A 7,769-nucleotide genomic window follows, 5' to 3' on the forward strand; every position below is an offset into this window, starting at 1 on the left:
GACCGGGGTGGCGAGTCCGATGAGCTCGACCAGCCCCGTGCCGCCGGTGGGCGGGACGATGCGCGACCAGTTGTTGGCCAGCCAGACGTTGCCGGACTGGTCGATCTGCACGGCGGTGAGGTGCTGGATCGCCTTGCTCCGGAAACCCTGCGGGGGTGACAGGACGGCGCCGGTGGTGCTGCCGGGCGGGCAGGCGCCCGTGTCGGTGCCGCACAGTGTCCACACGCTCGGGGTGAGGAAGCCCGCGACCCACACGCGGTCGGATCCGTCGACGGCGACCGACCAGGGCAGCGTCTTCTCGGGCAGTTCGTACGCGCCCGCGACGCTCCCGTCGGGCGTGAGCCGGGTGACGGTGCTGTTGAAGTAGTTGCCGACCCAGGCGTTGTTCCCGGAGTCGATGGCGATGCCCAAGGGCCACTTGAACGAGCTGCTCTCGATGGGCGAGGCCGCCGTGGGTCTGAAGTCCGGCCCGATCACGGTGACGCTGCCGCTGAACTTGCCGATGAGGGGCGCCAGGGGGGTGTTCACCAACCGGGCGCCACCGAGGCCCGCGTTGCTGACCCAGGCCCGCCCGAAGCCGTCGATCTGGACGGCGAACGGGTGGTTGAGGCCACCGCCGGTGATCTTGATCGCCTTGGCCGGGTCGCCGTGCGGGTAGACGACCACATCGCCCTGGCCCGGTGCGGTCTCCACGCCGTAGTTGTTCGCGATCCACACGTTGCCACGCTGGTCCACGGCGAGTCCCTGCGGGTGGACGAGCCCGCCGTTCTTCCAGCCCTCGGGAGGGGACAGAGGTCTGCCGGTGGCCGAGTAGTGCGCGACGGAGTTGCCGCCGTAGCTGCTCATCCAGACCGAGCCGTCCGGGGCGACGGCGGCGCCCCAGTCGCCGCCCTTCATGCCGCCTCCCGGTATCGGGCTGCCCAGGACCGGGCGGCCCGTCGGGTCGAGCACGCTGATGTAGGGGGTGGGCTTACGGGTGCCGGGCAGCCAGTTGTTGGACGTCCAGACGTTGCCCTTGGCGTCGAAGGCGATGCGGCCGGGGGCGTACAGGTTGGTGTCGGTGTGGCGCAGCGCCAGTATCCAGGCGGTGGGAGGCGCGGCGAGCGCCGGGGTGTAGTGGTTCGCGGTACGCGCCAGGCCGTAGAGCCCCGCCGGGGACAGGGTGGGGTTGCGGACGAGGTTCAGCACGGCCTGCACGGTGTCCTCGGGCGTGGTGCCGCCCGGAGGTGTCGCCAGCCGGAGCAGGCGCCGGCACCGCGTGGTGTCGGAGGCGCACAGGGAGACCAGGTTGGCCAGCGTGTCGACGGTGGCGAGGGTCTCGTTGGTGTTGCCGTTGTCCGCGTCGATGACCGCTCCGCCGGGCCTGCCGGTGACCGGGTCGACCAGGTTGAACGTCGTCGCCGCGGCGTTCTGGAGCCCCGGGCTCGGCCCGTCGATACCGTGCCGGCCGCTGAACTGGGCGAGGGCGTACGTGGTGGCGACGGTGGTGAGTTCGTTGACCCGCACCCGGCTCGTCGTCCGTGCGCGCACCGCGCCGCCCTCGCCGACCGCCACCACGGAGCGCAGCCGCAGCCTGCCGGCACCGGAGGGCGTGGCCTCCACGTACAGCACTCCGGCAGCGGGCCGGGTGTAGGGGATGGCGAAGGAGCCGCTGGCGTCGGTCGTGGCCCGGCCCAGTTCCCTGACCCCGGTGCGCGATCCGGCGAACAGCGTGACCCTGGCCCCCCGCAGCGGCTTGCCCGCGCCGGTGACGGTGCCGTGCAAGGGGTCCGGTGCGGCGCTCTGCGACGAGGCCGGAAGGTTCGCCATGCCCACCACCAGGGCCGCCGAGGCCGTCGCGACGGCTGAAGCCCTCAGTGAGAGGCCCTTTCCTCTCTTCCTCCGGAGGCGGCGCACGGATGCCGGCCTGCGGGCGGATATGCCGGATGAGCTCATGGCTGGTGAACCTTTCACTGGAGCGGTCGGCTCGGTCGCCTGGTGGAGGGGCGTGGTCCGCGTGCCCGGAACTCCTCGCCGCGGCTATTCGGCCCGGGTCTCCCCCGCCCCGGGAAGGGTGCGGTCGACCTGCGGCACTCTGAGGGCGAACCAGCCGACCCTGCACCCGAACAGCCAGACCACGCCGAGGTACAGGCCCTCGCCGACCTGGCGCATCTCGTCGCGGACGCCGCGGGCGACGAGGGAGATCTTCGAGTAGTCGATGACGACGCACTCCTGCTCGTCCATCAGGCTCGGGCCCTTGTAGACCTGGGCCACGACGGCGAGCACGTCGAACGCGGTCATCCGGTTGCTCAGATAGCCCTCGGGGTCGAAGACCTTGCCCCGCCACACGGCCGTGCGCACCAGCCGGGCGAGGGGGCGGGCGAGCCGGCTGCCTCCCCATCGCACGATGCCGGTGCCCTCCAGCGGGCCCCTGGGAATGTCACCGGCCGGGCTCGTACAGAAGAGTTCCACGAGGCCGTCGTCGCCGGCGCTGAGCAGGTCACTCTCGGTGAGCGCCACTTCGTCCTCCTGACGGTCGCGAGACCGTTGCCTGTGCCGCGCCGTGGCCGCGGTCGACCAGGCGGGAAGCCGTCGCGAACGGCACGGGCCACCGCGCGCGGCTCAGGACGAGGCCACGACGACCGCAAGGCCGTCGGGAAGTCGGTCGCCGAGCCGGCGCCCGTGCACCGGGGTTCGCTGTACGAGCTTCGCCGCGGCCACACGGGCGCCACCACCGCTGTTAGGCCAACAGGGGGATCCGGGCCGCGCGTGGTGGACGGCGTGCCGCCGCCGCGCGGCCGGACGAGCGGGTCGGCTCCCTCTGTCCCCGGCAGCCGAGTTGGCCGGGTTCCGGGCCGGAGTGCGCCGGCCCGGAACCCGATGGCTCCACCCTGCCGTGCCCCGCCCGAAGACGCGATTACCGCACAGGTAAAGCCTGGCCCGCCCCAGCCGCGTCCGGCGTCGTTCCCGGGCCCGACGACGACCGCGGTCGCATCCGCCCCGTCCCGCCCCGGTCAACGCCGGGCACGGCACACCGGCCCCGCGGAGTTAGGAGGCGCAGAGTTCCACTGCTGCTTCCGCGAGACCGGTGCAGCGCACACATACCCATCGACACGCCCGATACGCCCGATCCGCCCGCTCTGTCGAAGCCGGTTCCCGTGCATGACGTGGGGCCCGGCCATACCCGGCCGGGCCCCACGTCTTGCATTTCCGTCACCGCCGGCGCTTCTCGCACCGGTTGTCCATGGCTACCAGCGATACCAGCGGCCCTTGCGGCCCGCGCCGTCCGCGGACCGGACGACGAAGCCGAGCAGCCAGACGACCAGCACGATCACCGCGATCCACCACAGTGCCTTCAGCGCGAAGCCCGCACCGAAGAGGATCAGAGCCAGAAGAAGAACCAGAAGCAGGGGAACCATTGCTATCAACCTCCTGGCCATCGAATGCCCTTACCTCGCACCTACATGCATACAAATCGCGAGTTATCTTCACGAATTGCAGGGCATGCGTACGCCGGGCACGGTTCCTCCTCACGGGCCGCCGGCGGGGCGTGCCGACCGTCACCTGGGCGCGCGGCCGGCCCCTTCGAGACGCCGCCGCTGCGGACGTTCCCCGCCCCGGCTGCGCAGGGAGACATCCGTCTCGGTCAGCACACGGTGGACGAACCCGTAGGACCGCCCGTGAGCCTCGGCGATGGCCCGTATGGACATGCCCTGCTCATACTGCTTCTTCATCTCCTGTGCGAGTTCCTCGCGGGCCGCACCGGTGATCTGCTTGCCCTTGTCCACGGTTCGTCTCCTTCGGGGATCGACGTGCGACTGTGATCGTCGTCTACCCCGGACGAGGGGAACCTTTCTCTCCGGAACGCAGGGCGGGCCCCGGCTTTCCCCGGGGCCCGCTTCACCCCTCCGTCACGGACGCGTCGCCAGGACGTCGACGCCCCCGGCGTCTCACCCGTCCCCGGTCTCGCGCGGGTCACCGCGATCCGCCAACACCTCGGCGGCGCGGTTGCGGTGGGCACGGAAACGGCGCAGGTACGACCGCGCCATGGGGCCCGGCGGGACACCGCGGGCGAAGGCCCGCATGTTGCGTTCGCCCGTGTTGTAGCCCAGGGCGAGGAGTTCGTCGCGGCTGTAGCGGCGCACATGCCGCTCCGGCAGGCGCCGGTCGAGGTCCCTCAGGTGCAGAGCCGCCGCGTGGATGGCGAAGTCGGGATCGTCGCGGAGGTCCTGCCACCGCCCCGGCAGACCGTGCGTCCGCCGTACCCGCTCGAACGTCGCGCGGTGCATGTTGGCCACACCGAAGGACGCCCCGGGCTTCCACCACTGCCACAGCCGCTCCAGCAGCGGATGGTGCGGCTTGTACGCCTCGACGTGCAGCACCGTCATGACGAGCAGCGGGGACACGCCGGCCTCCGCGGCGCCACGGAGCACGGAGTCGGCATAATCGGCCGGATCATAGCGGCCAGGCCGCAACGGCGGCACCCGTACATCACCGCGGCCCGCCGGCGAGGGCCCTCGCTCCCGCGCCGCCGTCGATCGCTCCGCCACCCGTACCCGTCCCTCCCGCCGCCGGGTCATCGCCCGGACGGCAGCGCGTCCGCAAGTCTCGGGAGCCGTCTGCCCGCCCGTCCCGGAAGCAATCCGGCGCAGGCGGTCACCAGAAGTTCGCCGAACGTCTCCGACGTCTCGTCAAATCGGTACCACCCCTGGCGAGCAGGTCGATACCGCACGGTGAAGCACAGCGGGCACATAGGGGTTGACCTGGGGAGTCGGCTACATGTTCACAGATCGGTCGCATCAGGGACTCAACTTGTTCGAATAGAGGACCGCTGGCTACAGTCGGCGGCCATGACCGCAGACATCTCGCTGATCCGGAGCAGCTTCGCGGCTGTTCAGCCGCACAGTTCGCAGGTGACCGAGTACTTTTACGACCATCTGTTCACCCACAATCCGGGCGTACGCCCTCTGTTCGCGGCCCATCTCGACGAACAGCGCGACCGCCTGTGGGCGGCGCTGGGCGCCCTGGTCGCCAACCTGGAGAACACCGACACGCTCACGGGCATGCTGCAGAACCTGGGGCGGCGTCATGCGGGATACGGAGCGCTGGCCGAGCACTACCCGGCCGTGGGCACCAGTCTCATAGCGGCCCTGCGCCACTGCGCGGGCGATGCCTGGACACCGGCCGTCGAGGAGTCCTGGACGGCGGTCTACGGCGTGATCAGCAGCACGATGGTCGCCGCCGGCGAAGCGGCCCAGAGCTGATCCGGCCGCTGACGGCTCCGCACGCGAGACGTCCGACGGCACCCGATTCTTGGAGGTCACCCCTAATGTCAGTCACCGGAGGGCGGACGTGAGCGATTCCCAGGCGCTGAGAGATTCCTTCGCCCTCGTCGGCAAGTCGGGGGACGAGGTGCCACGGTACTTCTACTCCTACCTGTTCCTCATCGCGCCGGAGGTCCGGCCGATGTTCCCGGTGGCCATGGGGGCGCAGCGCGACCGGCTCGTCGCCGCGCTCGGACGGATCGTCGCGGAGGCGGACGACCCGGACCGGCTCATTCCCTTCCTGCAGCAACTGGGCCGCGACCACCGCAGGTTCCAGGTGGTCGCCCAGCACTACGAGGCGGTGGGTCAGGCGCTGCTGGCCACGCTGGCCTACTTCCTGGGCGACGCGTGGACCCCGGAACTCCAGCGTGGCTGGACCGAGGCGTACTCCCTGGTGGCCCGCACCATGATCCAGGCCGCCGAGGCCGACGGTGCGGTGAATCCGGCCTGGTGGAACGCCCAGGTGGTGCGGCACGAGCAACGCGGCTTCGACCTCGCGGTGCTGACGCTGCGTCTGGACCAGCCGATGGCGTACCAGGCGGGGCAGTCGGTGATGGTGGAAACCCCGATGCTGCCCAGCACCTGGCGGCCGTACACCCCGGCCAACGCGCAACGTGCCGACGGGACCATCGAGTTCCACGTGCGCGCCGTCGACGGCGGCCTCGTCAGCCCCGCCCTGGTGTACGGGCTGCGCCAGGGTGACGTGCTGCGTCTGGGCGCTCCGGTCGGCGAACGGCTCACCCTGCGGGCGTCCCAGGGCCGGGACCTGGTGCTGGTCGCCGGCGGCACCGGTCTGGCACCGCTGCGGGCCCTGGTCGAGGAGATCGCGCAGCACGGCCCGTACCGCCGCGTCGACCTGTTCGTCGCGGCACGCGACAACCACGGCCTGTACGACCTGGCCGCGCTCAGGCAACTGGCCCAGGCTCACCCGTGGCTGCGCGTCACGCCGCTGGTCGGCGCCGATGCCGGCACCTTCGACAACCGAAGCCTCGCCGGCCCGGTCCTGCGCTCCGGCGCGGGGGGTGGACGCTCCTTCTACATCTGCGGTTCGTCGGCCATGGTCTCCGCCACCGTGCGCGATCTGGCGGGCGCAGGAATCCCCCACGACCTGCTGCACTACGAAGACGCTCGGTGATCGGAGACAAGTGAACGAGACAGGAGCCCCCCAGCCACAGGAGTCCCGGGAGCCCTGGGTGACGCCCGAGGCCCTGCGATCGATGACCTTTCCCCGCGCGCCCCTGACCCGTCGCGGCTACAGCGAGGAGGCGGTGCACGACGCGCTGCGGCGCTGCGCCCAGGCGCTGACCGCGCTCACGGAGGAGAACGACCGGCTGCGGGCGGACATGCAGCGCCACCGGGACTGGATCCGGGCGAACAACATCGGTGACGGCAGCAGCCCGACCGGGGTGCCGACCGTGGACGCCGTGCTGCAGCAGGCGCGTGCCCAGCAGTCGGCCGAACAGACCGTCACCGCGGCCCGGGAGCAGGCCCGCAACATGGTGCGGGCCGCCAGGGCGCAGGCCGAGGCGATCCTTCAGCAGAGGTGGGAGCAGGCAGCCCAGTCGACCGAGAGCGACCAGGAGGAGACCGAGCGGCTCATCTCGTATCTGCGCCAGGTCGCGCAGTCGCTGACCGTCACCGCGGACCAGTACGACACCAAGCGTCCCGCCGCCGCCTCCCCGGCGGCGCCCGCCACCCCGCCGGTTCCCTGACCGGCCGGGCCGGCACGTCGTCGTGATCGTCCGAAGCGGCGAGGGAGCCGCCTGCCGACTCCCCCGCCGGGTCGGGCGGCGCTCTGACGGATTCCGCGCTCCTGGCGATCAACTTCCTGTTCGGGGCCGCCGGCCAGTCGGTGAACGTCGCGCTCATGGCGGTGCGGCAAGCCGCCACCCCGGACGGGACGCAGGGCCGCGCGGCCGCCACGATCACGTTCGTCGGGATGGGCGCGGCTCCGTTCGGCTCCCTGCTGGGCGGGGTTCTCCCGACGGAACGGTGGGTGCGCACCAGCCTCCTGGTGACGGCCGCGGGCGTGATGCCGTCCCCGGTGGTGATGGCCCTGTCCCCGCTCGCACGCCTTGGGCGGACGCCTCCGGACAGGCGGAGCGTGCCGCTGACGACGGGCCGCGAACCGCCAAGGGCCCACGGAGAGCGGGCCGATGACGTCGAGTGACACCGGGACCCGGCGCTGACCGGCCCGTCGTGCGCGCCGCCGACCAGGCGCGCCGATCCGGGGCGTTGACCTGGGGCGTCGGCCTGTCCCGGCCTGCGGACCCTACCGGCGGGAAACCTCAGATCTTCCGAAAACCTTGATCCACACGGTTGCCCGCCCCACGGTCGGCTGCAAATGTTTCGCGCACCCCCGCTCCAGTCGGCGACCCCCTCTCAAGAGGGGCGAAAACGGAGGTTCCGTGACCACCCGCCGTACCCTGGTGACCGCCGCTTCGACGGCGTTGCTCACTCTTCCCC

General features: G+C 71.5%; 9 protein-coding genes. 4 read left to right on the top strand and 5 right to left on the bottom strand.

Going from position 1 to position 7,769, the window contains the following annotated elements; genetic code table 11:
• The 5 genes from FRZ03_RS38945 to FRZ03_RS09255 form a co-directional block, all read right to left on the bottom strand.
• A partial coding sequence (locus FRZ03_RS38945; RefSeq protein WP_186785314.1) for a hypothetical protein occupies window positions 1–1,809 on the bottom strand: 1,809 nt, incomplete at its 3' end.
• A 210-nt stretch (window positions 1,810–2,019) separates the two neighbouring features.
• Entirely contained in the window at window positions 2,020–2,499 is a 480-nt protein-coding gene (locus FRZ03_RS09240) for a hypothetical protein (protein WP_146464683.1), read from the bottom strand.
• Between the two features lie 728 nt (window positions 2,500–3,227).
• Window positions 3,228–3,398 carry a DUF5670 family protein gene (locus FRZ03_RS09245; RefSeq protein ID WP_146464684.1) on the bottom strand — a complete coding sequence of 57 codons (171 nt, stop codon included), beginning with the start codon at window positions 3,396–3,398 and terminating at the stop codon, window positions 3,228–3,230.
• Window positions 3,399–3,539: 141 nt separating this feature from the next.
• Complete coding sequence (locus FRZ03_RS09250; RefSeq protein WP_146464685.1) at window positions 3,540–3,767, bottom strand: helix-turn-helix domain-containing protein; 228 nt, start codon at window positions 3,765–3,767, stop codon at window positions 3,540–3,542.
• 162 nt (window positions 3,768–3,929) lie between these two features.
• Window positions 3,930–4,412, bottom strand: coding sequence for a lysozyme family protein (locus FRZ03_RS09255; RefSeq protein ID WP_261398775.1), 483 nt, complete (start codon window positions 4,410–4,412; stop codon window positions 3,930–3,932).
• A gap of 417 nt (window positions 4,413–4,829) precedes the next feature.
• Between FRZ03_RS09255 and FRZ03_RS09260 the strand changes: the two genes are divergently transcribed.
• The 4 genes from FRZ03_RS09260 (at window position 4,830) to FRZ03_RS09275 (ending at window position 7,473) form a co-directional block, all read left to right on the top strand.
• Window positions 4,830–5,243, top strand: a complete 414-nt coding sequence (locus FRZ03_RS09260; protein ID WP_146464687.1) for a globin family protein — start codon at window positions 4,830–4,832, stop codon at window positions 5,241–5,243.
• A gap of 88 nt (window positions 5,244–5,331) precedes the next feature.
• Window positions 5,332–6,438, top strand: a complete 1,107-nt coding sequence (locus FRZ03_RS09265) for a globin domain-containing protein (protein ID WP_186785315.1) — start codon at window positions 5,332–5,334, stop codon at window positions 6,436–6,438.
• A 10-nt stretch (window positions 6,439–6,448) separates the two neighbouring features.
• Entirely contained in the window at window positions 6,449–7,015 is a 567-nt protein-coding gene (locus FRZ03_RS09270; protein ID WP_186785316.1) for a DivIVA domain-containing protein, read from the top strand.
• Between the two features lie 155 nt (window positions 7,016–7,170).
• Window positions 7,171–7,473 carry a hypothetical protein gene (locus tag FRZ03_RS09275; protein WP_398659999.1) on the top strand — a complete coding sequence of 101 codons (303 nt, stop codon included), beginning with the start codon at window positions 7,171–7,173 and terminating at the stop codon, window positions 7,471–7,473.
• Window positions 7,474–7,769: the final 296 nt, after the last annotated feature.

It is taken from the genome of Streptomyces misionensis, from assembly GCF_007896895.1.
GTDB classification, from domain to species: domain Bacteria; phylum Actinomycetota; class Actinomycetes; order Streptomycetales; family Streptomycetaceae; genus Streptomyces; species Streptomyces misionensis_A.

Coding starts and splice junctions, on each gene's coding strand:
- FRZ03_RS09260 (WP_146464687.1), top strand. CDS start 4,830: ATGACCGCAGACATCTCGCTGATCCGGAGCAGCTTCGCGGCTGTTCAG.
- FRZ03_RS09245 (WP_146464684.1), bottom strand. CDS start 3,398: ATGGTTCCCCTGCTTCTGGTTCTTCTTCTGGCTCTGATCCTCTTCGGT.
- FRZ03_RS09275 (WP_398659999.1), top strand. CDS start 7,171: ATGGCGGTGCGGCAAGCCGCCACCCCGGACGGGACGCAGGGCCGCGCG.